The sequence below is a fragment of the Roseofilum halophilum BLCC-M91 genome (assembly GCF_030068445.1).
Taxonomy (GTDB): Bacteria; Cyanobacteriota; Cyanobacteriia; order Cyanobacteriales; family Desertifilaceae; genus Roseofilum; species Roseofilum halophilum.
The window spans coordinates 1-25,837 of the sequence record NZ_JAQPOK010000014.1; the positions used below are offsets into that span (position 1 = coordinate 1).

Genomic DNA, 25,837 nt, shown 5'->3' on the forward strand with positions numbered 1-25,837 from the left:
ATATTTACAGGCATGTATGTGTAGTCAAATAAGTTATGTCCATTGGCTACCCAAGTTGATCTTTTTTTGACGAAATCGCCCGATCGCCGGTGTAGTGTGTCTAATTTTAGACATGCTACGGATGCCGTTCAACACTTCTGGAAAATAACATCAAGCTAATCATTGTGGATACCGACAAAGAGGTTATTACAAAATGGATAAATTAGAACACTATCGTTCATTAGTTCAGTCAATTTTAACTGAATACGATCGCCTTTTTTCCCAAGCTTGCCCTAATGAGGTAGAAATGCTATTAGCATTCGACAAAGATAGAGATCAATATCTGTGGTTTCAAGTGGGTTGGACACCAGAGGAAAGAGTTAAGGGAATTTCCGTTCATATTCAGATTAAAAATGAGAAAATTTATATTGAAGAAGATTGGACAGAGGAAGGTATTGCGACTGAGCTATTGAGGGAAGGTGTACCGAAAGAAGATATTGTACTGGCGTTCCATGCTCCAGAAACTCGGAAGTTTACGGAGTTCGCGATCGCCTAACCCTTGACACTCAATGGGATAGGGAGAATGGGGAGAGGGGTGTGGGGGCGATCGCCTTTGCTATAATACCAGTATCCTCAACTCACATATAGGAGGAAAATGCCAGCCAAAGACACTTACCATGATGCTGTCAAAAATGCTTTAATCAAGGATGGTTGGACAATCACTGCCGATCCTTATCCTATTAAATACGAAGAAGTTAAATTAGTTGCCGATCTTGCTAGTGAAAAAACCATTGCTGCCACTAGACAAGAACGCCAAATCGTAATTGAAATCAAAAGTTTTTTCAGTCGTTCTCCGATGCGGGAATTTGAGACAGCATTAGGTCAATACTTGATTTACAAAACTTTCCTTTCCATTAATCAACCTAACTATCAAATTTACCTAGCTATTGGCAAAGATATTTATCAAAGGTTTTTTGAGCAAGTAGCGATTCAACTCATTCTTCAAACCTATCACATCTCATTGTTAGTTGTCGATCTGAATCAAGAGGAAATTATCCAATGGACAAACTAATCGGCTATCAAACCCTGATCAAAAATATTTTAACCGAGTACGATCGCATTTCTGCACAAGTCCCCGATCCAGATATTGATGAGATTTTAATGTTTGATGATGAAAGAAATCAATATCTCTGGTTTAATATTGGTTGGAAAGATGGTAGAAGAATTAAAGCGGTTTCTGTTTATGTAAGAGTCAAAAATGAGAAAATATACATAGAAGAAGATTGGACAGAGGAAGGAATTGCAACTGAGTTACTGAGGGAAGGTGTACCGAAAGAAGATATTGTGCTGGCGTTTCATTCCCCCGAAACTCGGAAGTTTACGGAGTTTGCGATCGCCTAAACCCTACCAGACTATGAAATTTATCTGGCAATTAAAGATACTATTCACAAAAACTTCTTTAGCCGAGAATCTATTCAGGAAGTAACCAAACTAAACCAACTCTGTTTGATTGTGGTTGATATGGATAAAGAGGAAATCGTAGCATGGAAAGACTAGAACATTATCGTTGCTCAATTAAGAAAATTTTGACTGAGTATCATGAATGGGTCTCTGGTTCATCTCATCTAGACCGAGAAAGTTGCTTAGTATTTGATGAAGATCATGACCATTATCTTTGGATATTTATGGCATGGGAAGAAAAGAAAAAAATCAGAAATATTCACGCTCATATTCGGATTAAAAATGAGAAAATTTATCTTGAAGAAGATTGGACAGAGGAAGGTATTGCCAATGAACTATTAAGGGAAGGTATCTCAAAAGAGGAAATTGTGTTAGCGTTTCACGAGCCAGAAAGTCGCAAGTTTACGGAATTTGCGATCGCCTAAACTGTGACACTGACTAGAATGGGGAGAGGGGTGTGGGGGCGATCGCTATGTTAGGAGGGTGCTTTAGGAGAGTATACTTTGTTAGAATACCCGTATCTGTAGGGGCGGGTTTCAAACTCGCTGTTATTTGAATTGACTATATATTCAAAAAATAACCAGGAGTATTGGTCATGATTCGCGACTGGATTCGAGACTTACCCAAAGCGGAATTGCACATTCATATTGAAGGATCTTTGGAACCGGAATTAATGTTTGCTTTAGCCGATCGCCACCAGATGACCCTTCCCTATGATTCCATAGAAGCAGCCCATCAAGCCTATCAGTTTCAAGATTTACAATCATTTCTAGATCTCTACTACGCGGGAGCCAATGTCCTCCGTACAGAGCAAGACTTTTATGACCTTACTTGGAACTATCTGCAACGGGCCCGACAGCAAGGCGTACACCATACGGAAATTTTCTTTGATCCCCAAACCCATACCCAGCGAGGGATTGCATTTGAAACCGTGATTACAGGCATACATCAAGCCTTGGTGGAGGGGAAAAGCCAACTGGACATATCTTCCCATCTCATTTTGTGTTTTTTACGTCATCTGAGTGCCGAAGACGCGATGAAAACCCTGGAAGAGGCCCTTCCTTATCAAGATTGGATCGTTGGGGTGGGTTTAGATTCTTCCGAACAGGGTCATCCTCCCTCTAAGTTTACCGCCGTTTTTGACCGAGCTAGAGGGCAGGGATTTTTGACGGTTGCCCATGCTGGGGAAGAAGGGCCACCTGAGTATATTTGGGAAGCAATTGAGTTACTGAAAGTCGCCCGCATTGACCATGGGGTGCGATCGCCAGAAGACCCAAAACTGATGGAGTGGCTCAAAGAACACCAAATCCCCCTCACCGTTTGTCCCCTCTCCAATATTGAGCTAGGAGTCTTTGAAACCCTGAAGCAACATCCCATTAAACAGTTATTAGACGCAGGCTTAAACGTGAGCGTCAACTCCGACGATCCCGCCTACTTTGGGGGTTATGTACAAGAAAACTTTATGGCCATCTATGAAGCCCTAGACTTGAGTCAACGGGACTTATATCAACTGGCGAAAAACTCCTTTCTGAGTTCATTTCTATCCGAGTCAGAAAAAGAAGAGGCGATCGCCAAACTCGATCGCTTTATGTTTAACCCAGGATAAAACAGAATCGAGCCTCTAAAGGTTCTTGTGCCCCTCGTACCCTCATTCATGGTATCCTGAGCCAAGATTATCTGTTTCGGTTTCCATCCCCCTATGGCACTGTTAGATTCAAAAGGTCGGTTATTTGGCAAGCTCTCCATTCTCGATCTCGGCGCTCTCGTCGTTATTGGCCTAGTCTTATTCGGTATTTTCTTCTATCCAGGAACCTCTGGATCGGTTGCCCAAGTGGGAGTGACCACCCAACCCGTAGAAGTGGATGTCATAGTCCGGGGATTAAGCGTGCGGAGTCCAGAAGATTTAGTTCAAGAATTCCGAGACACTCAGACAACTAATATTGTCATCCGGAATCAACCCTATGGAAGCGTAACGGTTAAATCCGTAGAACCCTTAGAACGTCGGGTAATTGTTCCTCAACCGGATGGTACAGTCAAAGGATTGAGCGATCCGAGGCCAGAAAGTGAATTTTCCCTCGATATGTTAATGACCCTGACCGGAAATGCCCAAATTACTGATAATGGCGTAGTGTTGGGAAATAGTAAGCTTAAAATTGGTACTCCCGTGGAGCTAGAAGGATTTACTTATAACTTTAATGGCAGTGTGATAGAAGTTCGCGTTCTGGAATAATCTCTAGTCCCTTCACAACCAGAGTCCCAGAGATACACAGAGGATTAATCAAACTGTGGAGGTAAATCCGCAGGAGATAAGCCATCGGGTTCTGCGGGTAAGGGTTGCTCCCTTGGAGCAGAGGACGGGGTTTCAGACGGAGGAGGCAGGACGGTTTCAATCACTAAGGTGCGTTGTAATTTTTGCCCGGTTCCCCCCGTAACGGTTAAGGTCAGGGTTTCTTGTCCCGGTTGGGGACTAATGGGATAAGCAAGCGTGCCGGTTAAGGGGACTGTGCCCGGTGACGGGAGTAATTCGACACGGGTATCGGGGCCGCCCATGACACTCCAGGCTAAATTAAGGGGGTTGGGTCTCTCGTCCGGTTGCAGCGTCACCACCACCCGCAGGGGGGCAGATTCTCCATTTACGGTAAAGTTGGTAAGGGCTAGGGGATAGGTGCGCGGTACAATTTCAATCACTTCTGTTTGTTGGCGATCGTTGACCTCTGAGGGGTTTTGTTGACTGATGGTGCTGACTTCAAAGATGTATTCTCCCCCTTGACGGGCGGATGTGGGGACATTTTGACAAATCAAACGTCCAGCTAGAATGCAATAGGGTTGTAGGGCATTAGGGATGCCGCTATCAAACCGATAACGGCGGGCTGGAACCCTGGCAATTCCACTGGTATCCCGACCGATGATGCGGAGTTCTTGCAGTTGCTGGGCGTTTTCAATTTCCCAAGAGAGTAAAATTTCTTCCCCTTGGTCTTCCCTGTAGGTGGGTTGCCCCGATCGCAGTTGCAAGATTTGCGGCGAGGGTGGGGGAGGAGGCGGCAGTAGGGCAATAGTGGCGGTGGTTTCGGTTTGGGTGATTTCTCCGCTTCCCCCTTTGGGAATGACACCGAGTTCAAATTGATAGTCACCGCTTTGGGAGAGGGGGAGGGTTACATTCCGACAGCGCAGTTGATTGACTTGCTCGAATATCTCACAAATAGGGTTGAGCGGTTCGGGGATAGCTTGCTCGGAGTCGAAGGGCTTGTCCTGAGCGGAGTCGAAGGAAAAGCGCATTTCTGGCATGGCAACAAAGCCTTGAGCCGATCGCCCCTTTAAGACGATCTCTTGGATTTGATCGGGATTGGCGATCGCCCAATCAAGCTGTATTTGTTCTCCTCTGGCGATTTCATAACTCGGCTGGGTAGGCTGAAATTCGATAATTTTGGGCGGTTCTGGCGGTTTAATTTCAATCACATCCGCAAGGGCAGTTCGGGCTTCTCCTTCAATGCGCGAATCGGGAATAACGGTGAGTTCAAAGATATAACGGCCAAATTCGTCTACGGTTACGGGAACGCCGTCACAGCTTAAGGTCTGATTGTCAAAACTACAATACTTGCGCCACTCATCGGGGAGTCCAGATTGCAGATCGGTACGCTGTTCCTCACTATTGACGACTCCATCCGGGTTACGCCCGATCCAACCCAATTCGGCGATCGCACTGGGATTGCTGATTTTCCAGCTTAATTCAATGGTGTGGGTTGTGTCATTTCCGGTAGAATTTCCCGTGGTAGGGGCGGGTTCACCGAGATCTTGGTTAGAAGACGATACGGCTGGTGAACCCGCCCTTACAGAACCTGGTTGTACCGCATCGGGTTGTGCCAATGTAGCCTTAAATTCGAGGATTTCCGGTAGGGGAATGGGGGCGATCGCGATCGTATTAGTTTTGGCGATAATGGGAGCAACCTGCGATCGCTTGGCAGTCACCTTTAACTCAAAAATATAATCCCCTGGTTCGCGGGCATCCGTGCGAATATTGCGACAGACTAAAGTCCGCCAAGAGCGCGTACAAAACTCCTGCAAACTTTCCGGTAATCCTCGGCTCAGATCGTAGGAAACCGGAATACTCGTTACATTACCATTAGGCGATCGCCCCAAAATCTGCAAACTCTGAATTTGCCGAGCATTGCCAATTTCCCAATTCAGATAAATAAAATCATCATTAGCCGCCGCATAGGACGGAGCAACCGAATTAAAGTCCTCAATTCTAGGCGGTGCAGGTGGCTTAAAAAACAGCCACCACAAGGCAAAAATCAATAACCCCAACACCCCCAACCCAGCTAAAATCGCTAACAGCAATTGCCACCAAGGCCGAGCTTGCCACAGAAACGTCCCCTCAATTCGATCCGTCGGTAAGGGAAGTTGATAATCATCCGTCAGTTCCAGATAAAAATTAAGGGTGCGTCCCTCACCCAACAAGGGTCTGCGCCACCAGGGGCCAGGTTTTGCATCGATATCGACCTGCCATTGCGTCCCCCGATCCAATTTCAGGCGATCGGGATTTAATTCATACACACAAACCGGCCGTTCCTGGTCTTCCCGAATCGTAAGGCGCAATTGTCGCAGGGTATTCCCCTCATTATTTAAGCGCAACTGAAATAGGGCCGCCTCCCGACTCACCTTACCCACCAATGTCCGCAAATCATACCGCAAATCATACCGAGGCAAAACCTCGATATAGACCAGATCCAATAACAGCAAATCCGGGTTATTTTCCCCCATTAAGCGCAGAGTCGGTAAATAACGGCCCGCTTTCGTATCCGGGGGAAAGCGAAACTCTAGGGTAACTTCTCCCTTAGCTCCTGGGTTGAGGGCCAAATTATCAGGAATAACCACCAAACCCAACTCATTAATCCCTTCTGGATAATGGACTTCCCACCAAGACTCCGGTAAATCGGTACAACTGAGGCGAAAGCGATCGACCCGGTTAGAGCGATTATGCACCAAAACCGTCACGATCAGGGATTGTCCCAGTTCTAGAGGGGCTGGTTTTTCGGGGGAGGTAACGGGAGTCAGGGCAAATGTGGGGTCATTGGACTGAACCGCTTCTTGAATGGGGGGCAGGACTTGGAGCGTCGCTTGGTGACGGATGGGGGTTTCTTCGGGATAATGCTTGGGTGCATCAATCACCAGCAAGTAGGTATACTGACCAGGAATTGCTTCTACGGGAATGGGAAAGGAAAAGACCACCTCGCTGCTGCTTCCCCCACTGAGGGCAAACCGTTCATAGGGGTTGGGACACCAAGTTTTAAGCACTCCTGAAGAATCATCAATAAACAGATCGATAATTGCCCCTTGAAATCCTTGATTACCAATCGTTACCCGCAATTCAAAGGTTTCCCCAGCCGAAATGACACTATCTCCTGATGGGTTGGTAATCACGCTCAGGGATTGACTTCCATTAGATCTTTGGTCATTGGTACTGGGTAATTGGTAATTAGTCATATCAATTAAAAATTAAAAATTAAAAATTAAAAAATTTGATACTAGCCATCCCCGTGTCTCCGTGTCTGTGCGTCCCCGTGTCCCCCCACTCCCCCATTCCTGTGCCCTTCGAGTGTGCCCTGAGCGAAGTCGAAGGGCACACTCTAATCCCGAATCGACTGCACCTGGTAGAGTCTCACTTTGCCATCATCGCCTCCGGTAACGATTTGCAGTTGGGAGCCACTTCTATCTCTGCGAGAGGGAATTAGGGATAAGTCTACGGTATTGAGGGATTGAGAATGGTTTGCGATCGCCTTTCCTTTAAGATATTTACTTAAGCGCTCTCCTGTGTCTCTCAGGGGCCAGAGGATCAGTTTACCGTCATCTCCCACACTGGCAAGATAAGAGCCATCAGGACTGAAGGCAATCGAGCGCACGGCTTCACCATTATGACTATCTTGCCAGCGATCGAGCAGTTCGCAACTCGGATTGGCTCCTGCTCCTAAACCGGGTTCTAAACAAGGACGTAAATTCCAAATACTCATACTGCCTTGATTATCGGCAACGGCTAAGAGAAAGGGGCGTTTTTCGGCGGTGGCTAAACTGGTAATATAGTTGTCTTGACCCGTTGAGGTCTCTGGATCGGAAATATCGATGGTTTGGGTGGAGTTGCTTTGCGTATTCCAGAGGATGAGTTGATTAAACCGACCAGCAACGGCTAAGGTTTCTGCTCTTTGACCGACAAAGGCGAGATCGGAAATGGCGAATTCAAAGGTTTGGGTTAGTTCGGGTTCATTAACATTTTCGATTTGCTCAAAGTCTTGGCCGATATACCATTTGGCTAGGAGTCCGCTACCATGGCCACTGAATAAATAGCGGGAGTCGGGGGTAAATTCGAGATCCATTACCCGGTCGTCTTTTTGATAAACGAGCGATCGCACCGGAACATCTTCATAGGATAATAAATCCCAAAGCTGGATTTCTCCATTTTCTAAACCCATGGCCATTTGATTGTTATCAATGGGGCGATATTTGACGGTGCGAACAGCTTTGTCGGCTTGGGCACGAATGTGGATAAATTCGAGTTTTTGCCCTTCAACACCCCAGTCTCTGACCTGTTGATCGACTCCACCACTGAGAACGCGATCGCCGAGTCCATTCAGTTGTACGGTGGTGACTGCTCCTTGGTGATGAATATAATGATACTGTCCATGAACCAACCACCAGAATACCCAAGCCAAGACGACTATCAAGAGTCCCTGCAACCATCGGGGAATAATGGGAAAGACTCTTAGGATTAAGATTTGTTGGCGATCGATGATGGGAACAGCAGGTTCTGTAGGGGCGGGTTTCAAACCCGCCCCTACCTCTATCAAACGCTCCTGTACCCATCCCAACCAGGGGCGTTTTGTTTCCACCTTAAGATCGAAGATTTGGGTCTCCGTTGGGTTAAGGGTATATTCTGGAGGCAATAATTCCAGTTGCAAGCGGTTTCGGGCGCTGTTTTTATCTTCTAGGGGTAAATCGATGGTAGTTTGATAGCGTTGATTACTCTGGTTATCCAGTTCCAAGGAATACATGACTGGATTAGATTTCCAGGAAGGAAGCCAACGCCGTTTTTGAGGGATAGTTTGCTCTAGTTGCTCGATTTCAAAGCGGATTTCACCTTGGGGAAGGATGTCAATCACCGCTTGCAGTTGGGTCGGGGGGCCATCGGGATGTGTAATTTTGATATGGGCTAAATAATCGATGTCGGCGATCGCCTCTTCAATATCCGGCACAGAACAAATTAAGCTGTAATCCATCCATTGTCCCGGAGGCAAGCTCAAGGGAACAGCAGAGCGGTTTAACCAGGAATAGGCACTAGAGAGAGCAATGAGGGCTGTAATTTCCTTCTGACTCGGATTCAGCAGTCTTAGAGGAAGCTCTAGATCCCGGTTAGGATAGGCTTTGAGCGTAGAGTCAGTCAGTTCAGCCTGGAGCAGCAGTTCACCGATCCCCTTTTCCACCCGCAAGCGGAGAATATGCCGTTCTTCCGTTCCCAGTTCCAGGGAAAAAATATGGATCGTGAGATTGACGAGGCCCACAAACCCTAAAATCGGGGTGCGGTGAATTTCCACAATAAACCGGGTCAAGTCTCCGGGGGGTTTCTTGGTGCTAATCTCTGGGGAGAGGGTGTACCAGGTGCGCTCATCCTTGGCAGGAACACCAGCAGCCATAATCTCTAGCTGAAAACTGGCGAAGCGATCGCCCTGGTTAAGAACCTTAACCTCAAACTGAGCCACTCCATAACCCGGTTGAAAGGTGAGTTCTTTGGTGGATAGCTCCGTCGCCATCAGTTTTTCAACCATTCTCCTACCCTTACCCTCTGACCTTAACTGGAGCCATCATATCAAGCAAACCTTGAAATGTTTGAGACAATGGGCTGATCAATTAGATTCCTGGTACTCTAGATTAAGTCAGTCTATGTGCAAAAAGAATTATCATTAATGACCTCCTCTGCTACCGCTGCTCGAACTGTACGCCTGGGTTCCCGTAAAAGCCAACTCGCTTTAGTACAAAGCGAATGGGTGCAAGCTCAACTCCAGGCCCATCACCCCAATACCCAATTTGAAATTGAAACCATGAGTACCCAAGGAGATAAAATCCTAGATGTGCCCCTGGCGAAAATTGGTGATAAGGGGTTGTTTACAAAGGAACTGGAAGTGGGGATGCTGGCTAAACAAACAGATTTAGCCGTGCATTCGCTGAAAGATTTACCTACTAATTTACCCGAAGGCTTGGTTCTCGGTTGTGTGACAGAACGGGAAAACCCGGCCGATGCGCTGGTGGTGAATGCCAAATATGGGGATAAGAAATTGGAAACGCTCCCCGATGGTGCGGTGGTGGGTACGTCTTCCCTGCGACGTTTGGCCCAACTGCGCCATCATTTCCCGAAGCTGGCGTTTAAGGATGTGCGCGGGAATTTGAATACTCGTCTGAAAAAGTTGGATGATGGGGAATATGATGCTCTGATTCTAGCGGCAGCCGGTTTAACGCGCTTGGAAATGGGCGATCGCATTCAACAAGAGATTCCCTCTGATATTTCTCTCCATGCCGTCGGACAAGGGGCATTGGGGATCGAGTGCCGGGAGGGAGATAGGGAAATTCTGGATATTATTCAGGTCATCCAACACGAACCGACGCTCTATCGCTGTTTGGCGGAACGGGCGTTTCTGCGGACTTTGGAAGGGGGATGTCAAGTTCCCATTGGGGTGAATACCTCCATTGAGGGCGATCGCCTCACCTTAGTCGGTATGGTAGCCAGTTTAGACGGTCAGCGCTTACTCCGCGACCAAATTACCGGCAGTTGCCAAGAGGCAGAACAACTCGGTACGAGTTTAGCCGCAGAACTGCGCGGACGCGGTGCAGGGGAAATCCTAGCAGAAATTCTGGCCCAAGTTGACCGCAGTTAATGGGCTAGGCAAAAGGTAAACAGTATATTGACTTGTACAATGAACGTGAGTTAAACCCACGTTGTGCAATTCAATCCCTATGGCTAGAACCGAATCAACCATGTTGGCGTTAGGCACTCTAGCGCCTGACTTTCAACTCCCAGATGTAGTCTCTGGAAAAATTATTTCTTTAGAGACTTTTGCCCAGAAAAAAGCGCTTTTGGTGATGTTTATTTGTAAGCATTGCCCGTTTGTAAAGCATATTCAGATCCAATTGTCAAGTCTAGGGAAAGATTACCAAAATACGGACTTAGGGATCGTAGCCATTAGCGCCAATGATGCGGTGAAATATCCCGATGATTCCCCGGAACAACTCAAACAGATGGCTGTAGAATTGGGCTTCACCTTTCCCCTTTGCTACGACGAAACCCAAGAGGTTGCTAAAACCTATACGGCTGCTTGCACGCCAGATTTTTTCCTCTTTGATAGCGATCGCCGCCTCGTGTATCGAGGTCAACTCGATGACTCTCGCCCCAGTACAGAGATGCCGGTAACCGGTGCAGATCTGCGTCAGGCGATCGACACCACATTATCGGGAAAACCCGTAAATCCAGAACAAAAGCCCAGTCTTGGTTGTAACATTAAATGGAAACCAGGAAATGAACCCTCCTATTATGGCTAGGGAGATGGGGGACACGGAGATAGAAGGACAACCAGACCCCCAGACATGGAGATAGGGAAATGAGTAGACCTGAAGGCAACCTATTACCTATTACCCATGACCTATTACCCATTAACCGTTTAACACAACTGTTCCTCCTGGCCATCTCCATGATGAACTTTAGTGCGATCGGGTTAACCCTAGGAAGTGCCCTATTTTTGCAACATGCGGGCCCATCCTCTCTGCCCCTTTCCTATATGATCATGGGAGGGGTTTCGATCCCGGTATATCTGGGATTATCGCAAATCGTCGATCGCACCCATCGCCCCCGACTATTACAATATTTTCTCATCCTTGCCCTCGGATTGGCGATCGCCTTACGTCTAATCGTCCTCTTCGATCGCCCCTGGGTTTACTTCGTCCTTTACATCAGCTTTTATATCCAATGGACTTTAGTCACCGAAGTCCTCTTTCCCAGCCTAGTCACCGATTACTTCACCACCTTAGACTGGAAACGCTATGCACCCTCCCTAAGAATGGCAACCGCATTAGGGGGATTGTTAGGTGGAGGGTTAATCACCATCCTCTCGCCCAAGGTGACACCCGAAAATCTGATCTTAACTCTGCCCTTCTTTTATGCGATCGTCTTTATTCAACTGCTCTATCTCGACCATACCCAAAGCCCGATAGAAGCATCATCTTCCCCCGATTCCGTCAATCCTTCCACGACAAGTTCCCGCTTCGGAACCCTAAAAGACTATCCGATCATTGGCTTCTTAGCCACCAGTACCTTTTTAACCATTCTCCTGTATACCATTGGCGAATTTCTCTACTTTAGTATCTATGCCCAAACCTTTCAGGGCGATCGCCAACTGACCCGTTTTTTAGGCATCATGCGAATGATCAACAGCATCATTCCCTTTGTAATTCTCTACACCTGTACCCAACCCCTGCTCAATCGGATTGGGGTCATGGGAATGAACTTGGTTTACCCCATAACCACCTTTCTCAGCTTTCTCGGATTAGGCACTCAAGGCAACTTAGTCGCTGCCATAATTTGCAATTGTAATACCAATGGCATCGAAGATAGCATTAATCAACCCATTCAAAGCCTCAACTATAACGCCGTTCCCTATAATTTAGTCGGCCGCATTCGCACCATCAGTAACGGCTTATTCTACTCTCTTGGTCTCGCTACCGCAGGCCTTCTGCTCTGGGGATTGGATCGATTGAGTCTGTCCCAAATCGCTCAACTGGGTATGGGATTGAGCTTACTCTTCCTGATCGTCCGCTATGGTATGGGCAAAAGCTATCTACAATCCCTGCTGAGTTTATTGCGATCGGGTTCCACTCACTTTGATGACGTAAGAAGAGGATTAACCCAATTACCCAAACGCTGCGAAACTGAAGTGATCGAGATGCTCATCAGTGGCGATCTTCAAAACATTATTCTCGCCCTTTCTCTCGCCTCTCGCCTGAAAAAACCGGAACAATTTTTAATCTACATTCAACCTCTATTCATCAATCCTAACCCAGAGATTAATCGCCATCTGGTTCAATTTTTCCAAAGTTGTCCCAGTCCCCAGATGCTCGATTTTTTAGATCCTTTTCTCAAAAGTGAGGATCAAAATCTACGCCTGTTAGCCCTAGAAGCCATAATTGCCAGTAAATACAAACTCAATAATGAACAATTAGAAACCCTCTGTCAAAACCCCAATCTGCAACAACAAGCCCTTCTGTGTGTCGCTTCTGTTGAAGCCCAAAGTCAACATCCTCAAATTCAGCAGACCTGCCAAATCTTTTGGAATACCTCCCTCGATGAAACCACCAAACTCACCTTGATTCGAGCCATTCGCAGCACCAAAAATCGCCAATTTATTCCCTATCTACAAATGCTCTTAAAGGGGGCTTCCCTACAGGTGACTCGTCAAGGATTAGATGTTTTAGCCCTACTAGCTCGCCCTGGAGAAAGGGATCTAGGAGAGTTAGCCGCGACCCAACTGGCTAATATCGATCCTTTATCTAGGGCAGTAGCGTTTAAGGTCATGGGCGTTGTCCAAAATCCCAATTTACTGCTCGATGTGGCCATGGGACTGCAACATTCGAGTTTAGCCGTCCGGTTATGGGCAGCTACAGCCTTAGCCAATTATGGAGAAGCCAGCTTAAAAGTAGCTCGTATCTATCTCTATTCCCCTCGTTATGAGGTAGTGGAAATGGCGATCGCCACCCTAGCTAAAGTGGGAAGTCGCCGCGCCCTGAATATGCTCTATGACTTCCTCAAACCCGATTATAAAGCAGTTGCCCAAACCCCCTCCTGGATTCAGAGTATTTCCGCCCATGCACCCTATTCCAGGTTCTTGAACATTATTCTTGATGACTATCAACAACGGGTGCTTCGGCGTGTCTTTTATGTTTTATCCGTACTTGATGACCAAAAAACGATTCAACAGATTCAACCTTTACTGAGGACGACCGATGCTCGTCTGCGAGCCAATGCCCTAGAAACCTTGATGTCCCTTAAACATCAACGATTGATCCGTCCCATTCTTCCCCTATTGGACAATTCCCCAGCATCAGTCTCTCATGCTGTTTTATCCGAATCCGAATTCATCAACCAACTCAGTCAACAGAACGATCGCTGGTTACGCCTCGGTGCATTATTCATCCTCTCACCTACCCCCCATCTCATCCCTCCCCACTTAGAAGAAGACCCCAATCTCCTCGTTCGCAGAATTGCCCAATCCCTAGCCACCGGTCAACAAGAAGAAATTCCCCAACAAGACTGGTTTTTAAGCCAACTTTTTTTCCTCAAACAAACTTCCCTCTTGAAAATCCTTTCCCTAGATGAATTAGAAGAACTCAACCGCCTCTTTTATCCAGAAGATGTACCCGCCAACTCCACCCTTTACGCCTGCGACCCCCACCAAGCTAAACTCTATCTTATTGCCGATGGTCAAGTCACCTTATATAACCATCCCGACACATTAGAAGCCCAGACCCGAACTCTTAACCCTGGAGAATATTTTGGTGAAATTGCTGCCCTGGAAAACCCTTGGTATAAAGTGATTACTCAAACCGATTGTTCTTTTCTAACCCTATCGAGTAAACAATTCGATCATCTGATCGATCGCTGTCCTCGCCTTCTCTGGTGTCTGTCCCAACCGCAGAAATAGCATGGGTATCCACCGGTTCGGAAACCGGATCGGTTTCAGATTTGGTAAATTGAGAATCGCAAAACCTACGGACTTGGGAGCAGCCGTTATTTATGGGTGAGTCGTTACCAACCAAGAAACCAAAACCCCCCCAACCGGCGATCGCCTCAACGATCTGCCTGGTTTGGCTGATCGCTATCGGCATTATCGCCTTTATCTGGCACTTGGGGGCGATCGGTTTAGTCGATGAAACTGAACCCCTGTTTGCCGAAGCAGCACGGCAAATGACGGTGACGGGAGATTGGATCACGCCCTATTTTAATGGCGAAACTCGGTTTGATAAGCCGCCCCTGATCTATTGGTTCATGGCGCTCTGTTATCAGGCTCTCGGGGTGAACCCTTGGGCGGTACGTCTGCCTTCGGCTCTGGCAGCGATCGCGTTAGGCTTGTTTGGATGTTACACCCTGCGCCGCTTCGGACGCTCCACAGGTAGAACCCAACCCTTTGCGATCGCCGGTTGCATCGGCGGAACCGCGATCATGCTCAATGTGCAAACCATTGCCTGGGCACGGATGGGAGTCTCGGACATGCTCCTGAGTGCTTGTATGGGTGCTGCCCTGTTTGCCTTCTTCTTTGCCTACGCGACTCCAGAACGGCACGGTAAACAACTCTGGTATCAGGCCTTTTATATCTTCTGCACTCTGGCTGTCCTCACTAAAGGCCCTGTGGGGATCATCTTGCCCGGCTTAATTATTGTCTGCTTTTTAGCCTACATGGGCAACCTGAAACTGGTTTTAGGGGAAATGAACCTAAAGGTGGGTTTACTGCTGTTTTTTTCCCTGACTCTCCCCTGGTATATCCTGGTGACTTGGGCCAATGGTTGGGACTATATCAACTCGTTCTTTGGCTATCACAATATCGAGCGCTTTACCAGCGTTGTCAATCACCACTCTGCTCCCTTTTATTTCTACATTCCCACGATTTTTGTCGGCTTTCTACCTTGGTCGGTTTATCTTCCTGTGGCTCTGTTTAAAGCCCGATTTTGGCAGCGTCGCGCCTGGTTAAGCCAACCTCGCAGCCATCATTTACCCATGTTTGCGTTTTTCTGGTTTATTTGTATTTTCGGCTTTTTTACCATTGCTGTCACCAAACTGCCCAGCTATGTCCTGCCCCTGATGCCTGCTTGCGCTATTCTGGTAGCTCTGGTGTGGAGTGAACCGGAAGCGGGAAAGTCGAAAACCTGGAACCCTGGGCTATTCTGGAGCGGTGTGGCGAATATCATCCTCTGTTTAGCGATCGCCGCGATCGCCCCCTTCACCCCTCCCTGGTTAGGTACTGATCCGGCCATGCCCAATTTTGGCACAACCCTACAAGAGTCTGGCTTACTCTGGCAAATTACAGGACATCATCTCATTCTGGCGATCGTCCTCTTGGTGGCTCTACTGGGCAAATGGTGGCGGGGTTTATGGACAGTGAATGCGATCGCCTTTGCCGCCCTTATGATCTTTATTGTCACCCCCATGACCGAGATCATGGATCAACAGCGCCAACTTCCCCTCCGGGAACTCGCCCAAACCGTCACCGAAACCCGGCAACCGAGCGAACCCCTGATGATGATCGGGTTTTGGAAACCCAGCCTCAACTTCTATACCCAAAACACCGTCATCTATGGCCATCATTCTCAAAGCTCCCTCGCTATCCTAGGCAACCTGATCCAAGACCCAGAAATGGGCGAAACCTTACTGATTTTAGGAGAACCGAAAACCTTTATCAACCTGGAATTTGAACCCCAACAGTATCAAGTTTTAGACCAACAAGGCGTGTATCAACTGGTACGAATTAGTAAAGCCGAAGTGATTAATACGCTCAACAAGAATATAGAACAAGCGATTGTCTTGAATGAATAATTACCCATTACCTCTTAACCTATTACCGTGCGAAGCGCTATATTGCCTATGATAAGGGACAACGATGTGCAAACATAGGCGAGGCAATGGGTCAGCGCAGAACAACAACCATAAAACGATGGATTAGTCGGGTACTCTTGGGTACGATCGCGGTGGCTCTCGTCACCCTAAGTGCTTCTTCTCACGAGGCGCAACGCTCCAGTTATGCCCTGAGTTTGGAAGCGCCTTTTAATCAAATCGAGTTTTATCCCCCGGTGCAATCAGTCGATTCTCCCTACTATCGCAGCACAGGCGAATGGTTAGGGAGGTTGATTTTACCCTCTCGTGAAGACTGGGAAACGGTTACTCCCACATCGTCAATTTCCGATTGGGCTTGGATTGAGCTGTATCATACGCCACCAGAGGCTAAAGCTTGGCAAGGGAAAACGGTGCGCTTAGAATGGCAGGACGATCCCAGGATTGCTGAGTATGTTAATTTAGTGACGACAGATGTCAACTTGAGCGATCGCGCCCTCAAAAGCCATCATAACGGCAATGTCATTCCCACCCGTCTCAATGGTCGCACCCAAGTTGGCCCCCTCCAGTCCCTGGCCGGAGCGCGACCCGAAGACGATCTGATCGTTCGCCTCAATGAAGTCGAATTTATGGCTAAGAGTCCCGATGCAGCCGTCTTACAAACTGCCCTCGAACCCATTCAAGTCACGGGACGCTTTTACGGATTGGTCAATATTCTAGAACCGCTTCCCTCAACCTGTGAAGACACCCAACCTTGTCCCACAGAATGGTATAGAGTCCAACACTATAACCCGGAAACCGGTGAGTTTAACGGCCCGGAAGGAACCGTCCGCATTCCTCAACAACCCAGGGATAGAAATGGTCGCTGGTTATCCACTCCCGAAGGGATCGAAAACTCCCCTGCGGGCGACCAAGGTTGGTATATCTATGGAGCGAGAGACCAACAAGGACAATTCATTGCCCAAGGAATTAAGCCGCGATCGCTCTTTGAACTCTATCCCGATCGTATCCTGCTAGAAACCCAAACCGGCCTCGACTATATCCGGCACTACAACTGGAAAGACACCGAAGCACGCAAAGGAACCACCCAAAGTATCCTCATCTCTCCCACCGCTACCCGTCCAGAAGAAGCCGTGCAATACTGGAACGAAGGAGATTATGCGATCGTTATGCATCTCTTTGGCGGAATGGGTGGCGAAAACGGAGAACCCATTAGCGCTGGAACCGTCACCGGTCATTTTGCTTATGGAATTGCCCAAGTTGTCCGCAACCCCTTCACCCAAGAGCTACAATTCGAGATCTTCTATCAACAAGTTTACGCCCATAATCCCAATGGCATTATTTCCGGAACCCAAACTTGGACAAACTACATGGGAAATCTGCAACGGGGATGGTTAGGCACTCGACCCGTTTCCGATGTAGTCATTAAACTCGATGCCTTAACCCAAGACTATAATTTTGACGGTGAAATCATCTCGCCCATCCGCGAATTTTGGATACAACTCCAAGTAATGATGGCCCGGTATCGCACCGGGGACGGAACCGGAATTGCCCAAGTTACTCCCGCAACTTCCTGCGTGCAAGATTCCAATCAAGCGCTCTACATCACCATTGAACAAATTCAACAACAAATCCTCAATAACCCCAAAATTGTTACCTGGTTACGCGCTCATCCCAACGCTCCCCAAACTCAACGCTTATCAGAATTAGTGAAATTAGGAGAAAACATCGCCAAAACCCTTGCACCTCAAGGCATTGTTCGGGAAGATTGGAAACAAAATGCCCAGTTTTTATCGGGGATAAATGCTCGCAATGGATTTGTGACCGATCAAGATTTATTGAATGCTCTGTTAAGTTGGCAAACCTTACTCCCCCGCCCTGCTTATGACCGCATGGCTAAAGTGTTTATTGAGCAAGGAGCGCAACAGTGGTTTTTACGCACCAATCAAGTCGGTGGACTCGATCCCACCATAGAACCGGTTGCCCCGACGGGCATTTTAGGTCAATTTCCGATCGTCTCCACCCTTGCGGGTCGGGTTTTATTCTCCTTAGCTTGGCCCGAATGGCGAGATTGGGGCATTTTAATTTTAATGTTAGGCGGGTATGGGGTTATTGCTCTAGCTTTAGCCTGGAGTTATAGTTTTTGGCAATGGGTCAATGGAGCATCTTTCCAGGAATCCTGGAATCAAGTGGGATTATCTTCGCTGGTTTGGGGTGAATCTCCACCCGGTTTCTGGCAAGGATTGGGGATTTTATTCGTTCCGGTGGCAGTAGAAGAATTGATCTTCCGCGTGTTATTGGTTCCCCATCCAACGGACTGGGTTTCAACTCAGGAATGGTGGTTATTGGCTTTAGTGAGTTTAATCATTTATCTGTTATATAAATTGGTTACGGTTTGCTTAGGGTCTAAACTACCGTTAAAACTTGTGCCGGTTATCTTGCTCTTGAGTGGCACATTGGGAACAGTTTGTATTTTGACCTATGGTCTAACGGGTTCGTTTTGGATCGTTTGGGTGTTGCATGGATTGATTCAACTGAATCCGTTCAAGTTTAGAACCATGAAGAAGAACCGTGAGTTTATCAATTAACGCGATCTTAATCGACTACTCGTAGAGAACCTTGGCGTAATCCTTCAAATACCCGATCGATAGACTATATCTGGAAATTTAAACATTTCTTTCTTGACTGAGCTTGATGATCATGATATTCAAAAAACATCATCTTATTTTCAAGGAAATAGGTTATGTTTGACCGCATTAAAAATCAAGCCCAAGACAAGGCGGCAGGAGTGGCTGACGCAGCTCAAGAAAAACTTGAAGAAGTTATCGATCAATTTAACCAATTTCTTCCCATCGCCGAAGAGCTAGGTTTAAGTCTGGAGACCTTTCATATTGAAGCCGGAATTTTACCCGAACTGAACGCGACTCTGATCGGTTCTGTCGATCGGATTAACAATGAGACCGTCGATCGCATTATTAGCGAAAATGAGAACAATAAAATTTTGGTCGCAGCCCTAAAAGCGGTCTTGATGGCTAAAAGTGTTCATGAGAAACTCGAAGGGGTGTATATTTCCATCCTCCAAGATTTGGTTATTGATATGAAATTAGGCATTCCTCCCAGTATTTCTTGCAAATTCAAAAAACCGGGTTAAAGAAGAGAAATAAACTCTCTATGTGAGCCTTACCGAAGGTTTCACCCAACTTTGTGTCCCATCTGCCCAACCTTCCCTCTTCCAGATGGGTGCATCCGCTTTGAGCGCATCAATGGCATACTGACAAGCAGCAAAGGCTTCCGCACGGTGGGGACTGCCCACCGCAATAATCACACTCACTTCACCAATTTCTAAATATCCCAACCGATGATGAATCACCACTCGATTTACGGTAGGATAGGCTTGATAGATGCGGTTGGCAATTTGCTTAAAGATCTCTAAGGCCATGGGTTCATAGGCTTGATAATCTAGGGCAACGACGGGTTTACCTTCGGTTTGATTGCGAACCATACCGCTCATCAAGGCGATCGCCCCATTGCCCGGATCTTCAGCCAAATGATACACTTCCTCTAACGAGAGGCGATCGCGAGTAATCTTAAACTGCTCTAACATAACACCCTAACCATCATTGATCCTTTTAATATACTAACTATGAACTCCCCTGCCCTCCTCCAAGGTCATCTCAAAACCGTCCATCATATCGCCCTCAACGTCAAAAATATGGACACTTCCCGGCACTTCTACGGTAACATTCTGGGACTCGAAGAACTCACCGGCGATCGAGTCCCCGAAACCCTCATCAACCTCGTCGCTGCCGGAAAAGTCGCCAACTTTCGCACCCCCGACGGCATCATTATCGACCTATTCTGGGAACCCCAACTATCCCCCCCAGACCCCAATCCCAAAACCCAATTTACCCGTGCCAACCATCTCGCCTTTGACATCGCCCCAGAAGAATTCGATCGCGCCGTGGCTGTCCTCCAGCATCATCAAGTGGCGATCGATCATGGCCCCGTCAGTCGCCCCACCGGACGAGGGATTTACTTCTACGATCCCGACGGTTTTTTAGTCGAAATTCGCTGCGATCCCCACCCCTCAGAACAGTAATAGTTTATCCTTAAAAATGGCAACCACTTCCACCTTATCTTTACCCAAAATGGGATGCGGAACCTGGGCATGGGGCAATCGATTACTCTGGCAATACGACCCCACCATGGATCGAGAATTGCAAAAAGTCTTTAATCTCTGCATCGGCAATGGTATCACCTTATTTGATACCGGAGATTCCTATGGAACCGGTAAACTCAATGGCCAAAGTGAAAAACTCCTCGGACAATTTGCCCAAGGTTGTATCGCTGCCAATATCGATAGTCTTTGTCTGGCCACAAAACTGGCCCCCTATCCTTGGCGTTTAACCCGAAATTCTATGGTCAAAGCCGCAGAAGCCTCGGCTCAACGCTTCCAACGGCCCATTGATTTAGTACAGATGCATTGGTCTACCGGGAATTATGCCCCTTGGCAAGAATGGGCCCTCTTAGACGGATTAGCCGACTTATACCAACAGGGAAAAGTCAAAGCTGTAGGCTTATCCAATTACGGGCCCAAACGATTACAAAAAGTGGTCAACCACTTACAAAAAAGAGGCGTTCCCATTCTCACCCTACAAGTCCAATATTCTCTCTTATCTACCGCTCCCGTCACCCAACTCAATCTTAAAGCCATCTGTGATGATTTAGGCATCCAACTGATTGCCTATAGTCCCTTAGCATTAGGCCTATTAACCGGAAAATATACAGAATCTGGACAATTACCCCAAGGACTGCGTAAGGGATTATTTCGGGACTTATTACCCCAAGTCAAACCGGTTTTAGCATGTCTGCAAGCAGTGGCTAAAACTCGCCAAAAAACGCCCTCTCAAGTGGCTCTCAATTGGTGTATGGCCAAAGGTACAATTCCCATTCCTGGAGCTAAAACAGTGAGACAAGCTCAGGAGAATATCGGCGCGTTAGGTTGGTCGTTAAACTCTGGGGAAGTGGATGCCTTAGATCGAGCGGCTGCGGGATTGAAAAAAGGAATGGTGAAAAATATTTTTCAGACCGGTTGAAGCAGGGCAAAATCATGTCCCTTTGAACCGTTGACTGATTACCCATTACCCATTACCCATTACCCATTACCCATTACCCTGATTCCCGGCAATCCACAAACGGGCTTGTTCCTGCTCTGCCCAAGAAAAACAAGCGACTTCTAAAGATGGAAATAGTTGACGCGCCACGGGAAGCAAGGATTTAATCCAACGGGCATCACAGACAACAGCTTTTTTATCAAAATCCTGAAAATGATTAAAGCCAATTTTCAAGTCTTCGAGCAGAGCATCTGGGGTAATCCATCCGAATTGCTTAACCTCTACATAGGCTTGTAGGCGAGGATGTTGTTGCAGTTTCTGTTCAATTTCTTGACCAATTTGGTCGATATCCTGGCGCTCAATTTTGCCCTCAATAGTCATAGCAACGACTGAAGGGCAATCTAAAGAAATTAGGGTAATCATCAGCAAGTTCCTCCTATCCTGGATTCTCCTTCCAGTTTAGCAAGTTTAACCAGGCATTGAAAAACCGCCTAACTCTGAGGCTAGGCGGTTCAAGCCAATCATCGTAGGGTGAATTCCTAATCGGCTATGTCTAACTGGGCAATGGATTCAACCGCAGGGGTAGAAGCTTGCAACAAGGGAGTATTGATTACCGCGTCATTGGCTAGGGTAAACAAGGGATTGGAGAAAATGCCGCCCAGAGAAGTGACTAACAGGGAGATAATTAAACCCACTTGCAAGGGACGCAAGCCAGGAATATTCCATTGAATGGGGGGATAGTTTTCCACGGATTCCGACATTTCATGGGGTTCTTTAACTACCATCATTTTAACGACGCGGATATAGTAGTAGATGGAAACGACGCTGGTAATTAATCCTAGTAAGACCAGGGTATATAAGCCCGCTTGCCAACCAGCCCAGAAGAGATAGATTTTGCCGAAGAAACCGACGAGGGGAGGAATGCCACCGAGGGATAAGAGGCACAGACTTAATCCGAGGGTGAGTAAGGGGTCTTTTTGGTATAAACCGGCATATTCGCTAATTTGGTCGGTTCCGGTTCGCAGGGAGAAGAGGATCACGCAGGTGAAGCCGCCGAGGTTCATGAACAGGTAAACCAGGAGATAGAAGATCATGCTGGCATATCCGGCTTCGGTTCCGGCGATGAACCCAATCATGACGAAACCTGCTTGAGCGATGGAGGAGTAGGCTAGGAGCCGTTTCATGCTGGTTTGGGCGAGGGCAACGACGTTGCCTAGAACGAGGCTGAAGATGGCAAGAGCGGTAAAGACAAAGTGCCATTGCTCGGAGACGGAGGGGAAAGCGGTGACGAGTAGGCGAATGGCGAGGGCAAATCCTGCGGCTTTGGAGCCGACGGAGAGAAAGGCAACGACGGGGGTGGGGGAGCCTTCATAAACGTCGGGTGTCCATTGGTGGAAGGGGACGGCGGAGATTTTGAAGGCAATCCCGGCGATAATGAAGACGAGGGAAATGACGAGACCGATCGCCGGACTCTGGGGATTTTGGCTAAAGCTTTGGGCTATTTCCCCCAGTTGGGTTTCTCCACCGGATAAGCCATAGAGCAAGGAACTGCCATAGAGAAATACGGCTGAACTTGAGGCTCCAATTAACAGATATTTTAGGGCGGCTTCATTGGAGCGGGGGTCGCGTTTCATGTATCCCGTCAGCAAGTAGGAAGCAATACTGAGGGTTTCTAGGGAGACGAAGATCATCACTAATTCATCTGCTCCGGAGAGGAACATCCCCCCAATGGTAGCGGTAAGCAGAATCATTAGAAATTCGCCTAAAGCGGTTCCGGTTTCTCGGACGTAGGTGATGGACATGAGGATGGTGAGCGCCGCAGAGAGGGCAATTACCCCCCGGAAAACCATACTGAGGGCATCACTGTTAAATCCGCCAAAGAAGGCGACGGGGTTGGGGTTATCCCATTGCAGGAATAGAGCTACAACGGCGGTGAGTAATCCGGCGATCGCGATATACGGAGTCCATTTTGAGGCGTTGCGTCCACCGATTAGGTCTGTAATCAGCACGACCAGTAAGGTTAGAATAACGATTCCCTCTGGTATTATGACTCCAGCATTAAGCTGGGCAGCAAGGTTGGTAACATCCATAGGTTGTTTTGAGTTGAGCTATGCATCTGGCGACGTAACATTTCCGCATTATATAGCGATCGCGTCTCCCACCATAGGTTGATTGAGTTTAGACCTGAAGTTTGCTACCTTTAGCGCTACCATGAGAACATTATTGTTAGTCGATTTCTCGTTATGGTACAGATCTGTGCTGAAACCTTAACTCTAGAGCAGTTTCTGCAACAACCGGAAACTCGGCCGATTCGCGAATATATGGATGGGGTGATTCTGGAAAAACCCATGCCTCAAGGAAAACACAGTACGATTCAAACTGAGTTAGCTACAGCCATTAATATGGCTCTGAAACCCCCTAAAATTGGGCGAGCGTGGTCAGAATTGCGCTGTACCTTTGGTGGTAAATCCATTGTGCCGGATATATCGGTGGTGGTTTGGGAGCGTATTCCTCGCGATAGAGATGGAAAGATTGCCAATAGCTTTGAAATTGCTCCAGATTGGGCGATCGAAATTGTTTCTCCAGATCAAGGACAAACGGCGATCGTCAAAAAAATTCTGCGCTGTTTAGACTATGGAACACAAATGGGTTGGTTAATCGATCCCCAGGAAGAAACCCTATTTACTTATGCACCCCATCAGCAACCCCAATGCTATGATCAACCCGGACAAGTTATTTCAGTTCCTTCATTTGCTTCCCCATTCCAGTTAACCGTAGGTCAATTGTTTGCTTGGTTAGTGGATTAATACCATGGAAGCTAATCATATGACTCCAGAATTAAGCTAGGCAGCAAGGTTGGTAACATCCATAGGTTGTTTTGAGTTGAGCTATGCATCTGGCGACGTAATATTTCCGCATTATACAGCGCTTCGCGCTCGGCAAAAGGCAAAAGTCTTGTTGTACAGGGTTTTGGGAATTCAAAACTGTTTTCTACCCTCAGAATCGGCTTCTATTCAATCTGGCAGGTTTTGAGTTTATGGATCAGTAGGGAATAGCCGATCGCCGATCCCAGATAAGGTAAGTGACCTTCCGGCGCACTATCGGTGTAATTTAAATCTGTTGGTTTTGCCCATTGACTCTCTTTTCGCCAGCCAATGCGATCGCAAAACTGGCCATAATCTCCCCCCACCTGTTCATACACCTGACATTGCACGCTCAAACCAAACTGTCCACCACTATAGGCCACCCAAAGCTGATTAATCGTTTCTAATTCCGTACAAGGAAGCTCATCCAAATTCAGTGCATCTAACCAACCATCACTTTCACGTCGAGTGGCTCGCAAAATCAGAACCAGGGTTTCTTCATTACTCTCTTGCCACTTACGATCCGCCAGCAAATCCCGCAACCGAGTATAATCAATACCACTTTCAGAACGTAACGGCACATCCGGGTTCGTCGGATAAACTGGAGTAGCAGAAGACTCCACAGAAGCTTGGGCTTGCGGAGTTTGTGCTTCAACCGATGCCACAGGAGCAGTGGCAGGAACGGCTTCAGATAACTTGGCTGATTTTCCCGGAGCCATAAACCGGTCGATCCCCTCAAAAATGTCCGTTAGCAGTCCTTGGAACCATTGGCAACATTCGGCCGGCAGTGCAATCATTAACAGCACTTCATCTTGCAGCACCTTTTGCACCTGCTCCAAGAGACTTTCACGCTTGAACACCTTCAACAGTACCAAAACCGTACACCAGAGCAAAGAACTCAAAGCCAACAGAAAGAGCAAGGGAAACGTGAGGGGAAAGCCTAAGATCAACCCTCGGTCATCCTTAAGCGAGTAGGGATACTGCTGCCGATCGCCGATCGCCCAATTCCACAACCTAACACTCAAGTGACCGCTCAAATCGATGAGCGCTAATAAGATCCGTCCTATCAAAACATAACTTGTAAGGGGAAAGGCCAGGATCATCAGACGGAGTTGCGGGTTAGCCATTGGTTCTTCCTTCAATTCTTTGCGTGCTTCCTTTCCACTGCTTCTAGAAGTAAGCGGTTAATTCTTGTAGCTTATACTTGGTATTGTACCTGAAAGAGTGTCATCATTTAAATGAAGCTTTTTAAATGCTGATTGAAACATGGTTTATCAAAAGATTTTAGTGGCCCTCGATCGCTCCATTCAAGCAGAAATCGTTTTTGAGAAAGGGTTCGCTCTAGCTCAACAGTTTTCTGCCCAAATGATGCTCTTTCACCGTCTCGCCTTAGAAGAGAGCGGTCTCTTCACCTATGTTGGCCCCTATGGCCACACTTTAACCAACTTTTCCCAAGCCGTACAGGAACAGATGGCAGAAGAAACGGAACAGACTCGTCAATGGCTCACATCTTATTGCGATCGGGCTACGCAGGCTGGTGTTTCTTGTGAGTGGGAATGGAAAATGGGCGATACTGGACGCTGGATCTGCGATCTGGCCAAAACCTGGGGAGCGGACTTAATTGTGGTGGGTCGTCGCGGACGACATGGAGTCACCGAGGTACTCTTAGGAAGTGTCAGTAACTATGTGGTTCATCGAGCTTCCTGTTCTGTGTTCATCGTCCAAGAAAAACCCTTGCTATCCGAGCCAACGTGAACCCCCCGTTCCCTTTCTCTACCCACACACCT

General features: G+C 47.4%; 23 protein-coding genes. 17 read left to right on the top strand and 6 right to left on the bottom strand.

Annotated features, from left to right (window positions below; all coding sequences use genetic code 11):
* The first annotated feature begins 193 nt into the window (after positions 1 to 193).
* The 7 genes from PJF56_RS01965 to PJF56_RS01990 all read left to right on the top strand — a co-directional run bounded on the left by PJF56_RS01965 (position 194) and on the right by PJF56_RS01990 (position 3,670).
* Positions 194 to 535 carry a XisI protein gene (locus tag PJF56_RS01965; RefSeq protein ID WP_283760954.1) on the top strand — a complete coding sequence of 114 codons (342 nt, stop codon included), beginning with the start codon at positions 194 to 196 and terminating at the stop codon, positions 533 to 535.
* Between the two features lie 99 nt (positions 536 to 634).
* Entirely contained in the window at positions 635 to 1,051 is a 417-nt protein-coding gene (locus tag PJF56_RS01970; RefSeq protein WP_283760955.1) for a XisH family protein, read from the top strand.
* Complete coding sequence (locus PJF56_RS01975; protein WP_283760956.1) at positions 1,039 to 1,380, top strand: XisI protein; 342 nt, start codon at positions 1,039 to 1,041, stop codon at positions 1,378 to 1,380. Before PJF56_RS01970 ends, PJF56_RS01975 begins: the two co-directional genes overlap by 13 nt.
* A gap of 18 nt (positions 1,381 to 1,398) precedes the next feature.
* Positions 1,399 to 1,536, top strand: coding sequence for an element excision factor XisH family protein (locus tag PJF56_RS21995; protein ID WP_347179415.1), 138 nt, complete (start codon positions 1,399 to 1,401; stop codon positions 1,534 to 1,536).
* Positions 1,524 to 1,865, top strand: coding sequence for a XisI protein (locus tag PJF56_RS01980; protein WP_283760957.1), 342 nt, complete (start codon positions 1,524 to 1,526; stop codon positions 1,863 to 1,865). The genes PJF56_RS21995 and PJF56_RS01980 overlap by 13 nt, the downstream gene beginning before the upstream one ends.
* A gap of 173 nt (positions 1,866 to 2,038) precedes the next feature.
* Positions 2,039 to 3,046 carry an adenosine deaminase gene (locus tag PJF56_RS01985; RefSeq protein WP_347179416.1) on the top strand — a complete coding sequence of 336 codons (1,008 nt, stop codon included), beginning with the start codon at positions 2,039 to 2,041 and terminating at the stop codon, positions 3,044 to 3,046.
* A 93-nt stretch (positions 3,047 to 3,139) separates the two neighbouring features.
* Positions 3,140 to 3,670, top strand: coding sequence for a DUF4330 domain-containing protein (locus PJF56_RS01990; protein ID WP_283760959.1), 531 nt, complete (start codon positions 3,140 to 3,142; stop codon positions 3,668 to 3,670).
* 44 nt (positions 3,671 to 3,714) lie between these two features.
* Here PJF56_RS01990 and PJF56_RS01995 read toward each other — a convergent pair whose 3' ends face one another.
* Together PJF56_RS01995 and PJF56_RS02000 are read right to left on the bottom strand one after the other, a co-directional pair.
* Positions 3,715 to 6,924 (bottom strand): COG1470 family protein, encoded by a 3,210-nt coding sequence (locus PJF56_RS01995; RefSeq protein ID WP_283760960.1) that lies wholly within the window; start codon positions 6,922 to 6,924, stop codon positions 3,715 to 3,717.
* Positions 6,925 to 7,067: 143 nt separating this feature from the next.
* Complete coding sequence (locus PJF56_RS02000; RefSeq protein WP_283760961.1) at positions 7,068 to 9,254, bottom strand: WD40 repeat domain-containing protein; 2,187 nt, start codon at positions 9,252 to 9,254, stop codon at positions 7,068 to 7,070.
* A 138-nt stretch (positions 9,255 to 9,392) separates the two neighbouring features.
* Here PJF56_RS02000 and hemC point away from each other — a divergent pair, with 138 nt between their 5' ends.
* The 6 genes from hemC to PJF56_RS02030 all read left to right on the top strand — a co-directional run bounded on the left by hemC (position 9,393) and on the right by PJF56_RS02030 (position 19,223).
* Positions 9,393 to 10,358 carry a hydroxymethylbilane synthase gene (hemC, locus tag PJF56_RS02005; protein WP_283760962.1) on the top strand — a complete coding sequence of 322 codons (966 nt, stop codon included), beginning with the start codon at positions 9,393 to 9,395 and terminating at the stop codon, positions 10,356 to 10,358.
* A 79-nt stretch (positions 10,359 to 10,437) separates the two neighbouring features.
* Positions 10,438 to 11,019 (top strand): thioredoxin family protein, encoded by a 582-nt coding sequence (locus PJF56_RS02010; RefSeq protein ID WP_283760963.1) that lies wholly within the window; start codon positions 10,438 to 10,440, stop codon positions 11,017 to 11,019.
* A 59-nt stretch (positions 11,020 to 11,078) separates the two neighbouring features.
* Entirely contained in the window at positions 11,079 to 14,171 is a 3,093-nt protein-coding gene (locus tag PJF56_RS02015; protein ID WP_283760964.1) for a cyclic nucleotide-binding domain-containing protein, read from the top strand.
* 92 nt (positions 14,172 to 14,263) lie between these two features.
* Complete coding sequence (locus PJF56_RS02020) at positions 14,264 to 16,057, top strand: ArnT family glycosyltransferase (RefSeq protein ID WP_283760965.1); 1,794 nt, start codon at positions 14,264 to 14,266, stop codon at positions 16,055 to 16,057.
* Between the two features lie 86 nt (positions 16,058 to 16,143).
* Entirely contained in the window at positions 16,144 to 18,660 is a 2,517-nt protein-coding gene (locus PJF56_RS02025) for a CPBP family glutamic-type intramembrane protease (protein ID WP_283760966.1), read from the top strand.
* A 155-nt stretch (positions 18,661 to 18,815) separates the two neighbouring features.
* Positions 18,816 to 19,223 carry a hypothetical protein gene (locus PJF56_RS02030; protein ID WP_283760967.1) on the top strand — a complete coding sequence of 136 codons (408 nt, stop codon included), beginning with the start codon at positions 18,816 to 18,818 and terminating at the stop codon, positions 19,221 to 19,223.
* An 18-nt stretch (positions 19,224 to 19,241) separates the two neighbouring features.
* Here the strand turns inward: PJF56_RS02030 and PJF56_RS02035 are convergent, their stop codons facing one another.
* Positions 19,242 to 19,676 carry a molybdenum cofactor biosynthesis protein MoaE gene (locus PJF56_RS02035; RefSeq protein WP_283760968.1) on the bottom strand — a complete coding sequence of 145 codons (435 nt, stop codon included), beginning with the start codon at positions 19,674 to 19,676 and terminating at the stop codon, positions 19,242 to 19,244.
* Between the two features lie 39 nt (positions 19,677 to 19,715).
* On the opposite strand from PJF56_RS02035, the gene PJF56_RS02040 reads away from it, so the two are divergent.
* Both PJF56_RS02040 and PJF56_RS02045 read left to right on the top strand, forming a co-directional pair.
* Positions 19,716 to 20,171, top strand: a complete 456-nt coding sequence (locus PJF56_RS02040) for a VOC family protein (RefSeq protein ID WP_283760969.1) — start codon at positions 19,716 to 19,718, stop codon at positions 20,169 to 20,171.
* Positions 20,172 to 20,187: 16 nt separating this feature from the next.
* The gene (locus PJF56_RS02045; protein ID WP_283760970.1) at positions 20,188 to 21,168 is read left to right on the top strand and encodes an aldo/keto reductase; all 981 of its coding nucleotides are present in this window, start codon (positions 20,188 to 20,190) and stop codon (positions 21,166 to 21,168) included.
* Between the two features lie 66 nt (positions 21,169 to 21,234).
* Here the strand turns inward: PJF56_RS02045 and PJF56_RS02050 are convergent, their stop codons facing one another.
* A complete protein-coding gene (locus tag PJF56_RS02050; RefSeq protein ID WP_283760971.1) occupies positions 21,235 to 21,609 on the bottom strand; it encodes a SpoIIAA family protein in 375 nt (124 codons plus the stop codon).
* Between the two features lie 116 nt (positions 21,610 to 21,725).
* Complete coding sequence (locus PJF56_RS02055; protein ID WP_283760972.1) at positions 21,726 to 23,276, bottom strand: NAD(P)H-quinone oxidoreductase subunit N; 1,551 nt, start codon at positions 23,274 to 23,276, stop codon at positions 21,726 to 21,728.
* Between the two features lie 153 nt (positions 23,277 to 23,429).
* On the opposite strand from PJF56_RS02055, the gene PJF56_RS02060 reads away from it, so the two are divergent.
* A complete protein-coding gene (locus tag PJF56_RS02060) occupies positions 23,430 to 23,993 on the top strand; it encodes a Uma2 family endonuclease (RefSeq protein WP_283760973.1) in 564 nt (187 codons plus the stop codon).
* A gap of 203 nt (positions 23,994 to 24,196) precedes the next feature.
* Here the strand turns inward: PJF56_RS02060 and PJF56_RS02065 are convergent, their stop codons facing one another.
* Positions 24,197 to 25,177 (bottom strand): GUN4 domain-containing protein, encoded by a 981-nt coding sequence (locus tag PJF56_RS02065; RefSeq protein ID WP_283760974.1) that lies wholly within the window; start codon positions 25,175 to 25,177, stop codon positions 24,197 to 24,199.
* A gap of 139 nt (positions 25,178 to 25,316) precedes the next feature.
* On the opposite strand from PJF56_RS02065, the gene PJF56_RS02070 reads away from it, so the two are divergent.
* A complete protein-coding gene (locus tag PJF56_RS02070) occupies positions 25,317 to 25,805 on the top strand; it encodes a universal stress protein (RefSeq protein WP_283760975.1) in 489 nt (162 codons plus the stop codon).
* Positions 25,806 to 25,837: the final 32 nt, after the last annotated feature.

Bases quoted from the DNA above. Each gene is read 5' to 3' on its own strand.
- PJF56_RS01965 (WP_283760954.1), top strand. From the start codon at position 194: ATGGATAAATTAGAACACTATCGTTCATTAGTTCAGTCAATTTTAACT.
- PJF56_RS01970 (WP_283760955.1), top strand. From the start codon at position 635: ATGCCAGCCAAAGACACTTACCATGATGCTGTCAAAAATGCTTTAATC.
- PJF56_RS01975 (WP_283760956.1), top strand. From the start codon at position 1,039: ATGGACAAACTAATCGGCTATCAAACCCTGATCAAAAATATTTTAACC.
- PJF56_RS01980 (WP_283760957.1), top strand. From the start codon at position 1,524: ATGGAAAGACTAGAACATTATCGTTGCTCAATTAAGAAAATTTTGACT.
- PJF56_RS01990 (WP_283760959.1), top strand. From the start codon at position 3,140: ATGGCACTGTTAGATTCAAAAGGTCGGTTATTTGGCAAGCTCTCCATT.
- PJF56_RS01995 (WP_283760960.1), bottom strand. From the start codon at position 6,924: ATGACTAATTACCAATTACCCAGTACCAATGACCAAAGATCTAATGGA.
- PJF56_RS02000 (WP_283760961.1), bottom strand. From the start codon at position 9,254: ATGGTTGAAAAACTGATGGCGACGGAGCTATCCACCAAAGAACTCACC.
- hemC (WP_283760962.1), top strand. From the start codon at position 9,393: ATGACCTCCTCTGCTACCGCTGCTCGAACTGTACGCCTGGGTTCCCGT.
- PJF56_RS02010 (WP_283760963.1), top strand. From the start codon at position 10,438: ATGGCTAGAACCGAATCAACCATGTTGGCGTTAGGCACTCTAGCGCCT.
- PJF56_RS02015 (WP_283760964.1), top strand. From the start codon at position 11,079: ATGAGTAGACCTGAAGGCAACCTATTACCTATTACCCATGACCTATTA.
- PJF56_RS02020 (WP_283760965.1), top strand. From the start codon at position 14,264: ATGGGTGAGTCGTTACCAACCAAGAAACCAAAACCCCCCCAACCGGCG.
- PJF56_RS02025 (WP_283760966.1), top strand. From the start codon at position 16,144: ATGGGTCAGCGCAGAACAACAACCATAAAACGATGGATTAGTCGGGTA.
- PJF56_RS02030 (WP_283760967.1), top strand. From the start codon at position 18,816: ATGTTTGACCGCATTAAAAATCAAGCCCAAGACAAGGCGGCAGGAGTG.
- PJF56_RS02035 (WP_283760968.1), bottom strand. From the start codon at position 19,676: ATGTTAGAGCAGTTTAAGATTACTCGCGATCGCCTCTCGTTAGAGGAA.
- PJF56_RS02040 (WP_283760969.1), top strand. From the start codon at position 19,716: ATGAACTCCCCTGCCCTCCTCCAAGGTCATCTCAAAACCGTCCATCAT.
- PJF56_RS02045 (WP_283760970.1), top strand. From the start codon at position 20,188: ATGGCAACCACTTCCACCTTATCTTTACCCAAAATGGGATGCGGAACC.
- PJF56_RS02050 (WP_283760971.1), bottom strand. From the start codon at position 21,609: ATGATTACCCTAATTTCTTTAGATTGCCCTTCAGTCGTTGCTATGACT.
- PJF56_RS02055 (WP_283760972.1), bottom strand. From the start codon at position 23,276: ATGGATGTTACCAACCTTGCTGCCCAGCTTAATGCTGGAGTCATAATA.
- PJF56_RS02060 (WP_283760973.1), top strand. From the start codon at position 23,430: ATGGTACAGATCTGTGCTGAAACCTTAACTCTAGAGCAGTTTCTGCAA.
- PJF56_RS02065 (WP_283760974.1), bottom strand. From the start codon at position 25,177: ATGGCTAACCCGCAACTCCGTCTGATGATCCTGGCCTTTCCCCTTACA.
- PJF56_RS02070 (WP_283760975.1), top strand. From the start codon at position 25,317: ATGGTTTATCAAAAGATTTTAGTGGCCCTCGATCGCTCCATTCAAGCA.